At 58.4% G+C, this 1,602-nt stretch carries 2 protein-coding genes; both read left to right on the top strand.

The genetic code is table 11. From position 1 onward, the window contains the following. Positions 1-364: 364 nt before the first annotated feature. Positions 365-736: a DNA-binding protein gene (locus AWB68_RS44705; RefSeq protein WP_087650432.1), complete on the top strand. Its 372-nt coding sequence runs from the start codon at positions 365-367 to the stop codon at positions 734-736. Then, a complete protein-coding gene (locus tag AWB68_RS44700; protein WP_087650431.1) occupies positions 733-1,260 on the top strand; it encodes an RES family NAD+ phosphorylase in 528 nt (175 codons plus the stop codon). The genes AWB68_RS44705 and AWB68_RS44700 overlap by 4 nt, the downstream gene beginning before the upstream one ends. Positions 1,261-1,602 lie beyond the last annotated feature (342 nt).

Genomic DNA, 1,602 nt, shown 5'->3' with positions numbered 1-1,602 from the left:
CACCAGCATGCGCTACAGATCCCTTGGTACGACATCTGTACTTTGCTCAAATACGACATTACTACTTTGCCCCTACATAAAAAAGAGGGGCAAAGTCTATTATGTCAAATAGTAGATCCACCAACGCCTCCACCCGCCCCGCGTCACTCGCCCGCAATGCCAGCCGCATCGTCCCGAACCGTCTCCGACACTGCGCTGGCGTCAGCGTCACATTTATGTCAAGTTATCTCGCGAACTGCCACGATGAGGCTATAGCGTCCAAGACGCCGAACAACGGATGGGCCGCTGCAACACTGCGAAGTGTTGAACTATGCGTCAACTGTGCATATAATGTTCTTATTCAGTTCGCCACTTGGAGTGACACATGAGTGCCATTGCCTTTGCCGACGTACTTGAGTCCGCGCGCGAAGCGGGCACGTCCCGCCTGTCCGCTGCCAACCTCGCTAACGTCCTGGGCTTGCAACAACAGGATTTGGCTACCTTGGCGGGTGTGCATCGCAATACTTTGCGCACTCATCCCGAATCGCCAAAGCTCCAGTCCACCCTGCGCGATCTGATGCGCGTGTTGTCGGCAGCCGTGGCAGTGCAGCCAGACTTCGAGCGGGCGCTGTTTCTGGTCAAGAACCAGCCTATCGCCGCGTTTCGGCATAAGACGATCCTGCAACTAATCCAGGACGGCCGGACTGAGGATGCAATCGACTATCTGGAGTCGATCAGTGCGGGATTTGTTGGATGATCCTGACGCATCTGCCGGCTGGCACCATGCTTTACCGCGCACATGCTCCCCGCTGGGCCAGCCGCCCGGCCAGTGGAGCCGGCGCCGCAGCCAAGGGCGGGCGCTTCAACCGCGAAGGTATCGAGGCACTGTACTTGTCGCTGGAAGAACTGACAGCGCTACGCGAGTACCAGCAGACCTCGCCTTTCCTGCCGCCCTGCACGGTCTGCTCCTACACTGTCGCGCTGCGTGACTTGGTCGACCTGCGACAACTCCACCGCGGCCCTCTTTGGGATGACCTCTGGCACGACTGGCGCGAGGATTGGCGGTACCTGAAATTCGAGCTGCACATCGAGCCCCCGACCTGGGTTCTAAGCGACATAGTTCTCGAGCAGGGCTTTACCGGCATTGTGTTTCCCAGCCAAAGCCACGAGAGCGGTACAAACGTCGTAGTGTTCACCGACCGCCTCGGCGATGGCAATTCGATCGAGGTCAACGACCCCGATGGCCAACTTCCGCGGGACCAGGCAAGCTGGCCGCGTTGAAGACCGCTCTGAGCTCATACCACTGCTATAGACAGCGCGCTCAGGGTTTTCGTATCGGCATCGAACGGATTCGGCAGACCCTCCTGCACGAGCCCACAGCATTCGTTTAGATACCCAGACGATGTGTCTCGTGCTCCGCGCGCTGAAGCTGTCGCGACGCGCGGCATACTCCGACTTCGTGACGGATGCTGGCGATTGACGCTCGCGCAATCGTACAGCCGCATTTCGATCAACGCTGGATCCTATCGTTGAATTCGACGTCCTGAACATACACCAGCAACGTGCAGGACGGTGCCCGTTCCTCGAACCAGTGATGGTCACAGCCGTCGATCTGTACCAGTT

This window comes from Caballeronia choica (assembly GCF_001544535.1).
Taxonomy (GTDB): Bacteria; Pseudomonadota; Gammaproteobacteria; order Burkholderiales; family Burkholderiaceae; genus Caballeronia; species Caballeronia choica.
This window is presented reverse-complemented; position numbering and strand designations above follow the sequence as displayed.